At 66.1% G+C, this 548-nt stretch carries 1 protein-coding gene; it reads left to right on the forward strand.

The features are described from left to right. On the forward strand, positions 1-548 hold a 548-nt coding region (locus AACY08_RS28400; RefSeq protein WP_339472423.1), incomplete at both ends, for a P-type ATPase.

A 548-nucleotide genomic window follows, 5' to 3' on the forward strand; every position in this document is an offset into this window, starting at 1 on the left:
TGACGCCCGGACCCGCTGGTCTCTCGCCTGCCGAAGCCGTCGATCGTCTGGTGCGCGACGGGCCCAATGCCTTGCCCCGCGCCGGGCGGCGCTCGACCTTTCATATCGCGTTTGAGGTGGTGCAGGAGCCGATGTTCGCGTTGCTGCTGGCAGGCGGCATGGCTTACCTGTTGCTGGGCGATTTGACCGAGGCGTTGATCCTGCTGGCCTTTGCCAGTTTTTCGGTGGTCGTCACCGTCGTGCAGGAAACCCGCACTGAACGGGTGCTGGAGGCACTGCGCGATCTCTCCGCACCCAGCGCCCTGGTCGTTCGCGGGGGCGAGCGGTTGCGCATTCCGGGGCGCGAGGTGGTGTGCGGCGATCTGCTGGTGCTGGAGCAGGGGGATCGCATCGCCGCCGATGGACGCTTGCTCAGCGCGGACGATCTTCAGGCCGATGAATCATTGTTGACCGGCGAGTCTTTGGCGGTCGGCAAGGCGGTTCAAGCCGACGCTCCATCAGCCGATCACCGTCCGGGCGGCGAGGATCAGCCCTATGTCTATTCGGGC

The sequence above is a fragment of the Pseudomonas sp. EL_65y_Pfl1_R83 genome (genome assembly GCF_963970695.1).
GTDB lineage: Bacteria > Pseudomonadota > Gammaproteobacteria > Pseudomonadales > Pseudomonadaceae > Aquipseudomonas > Aquipseudomonas tritici.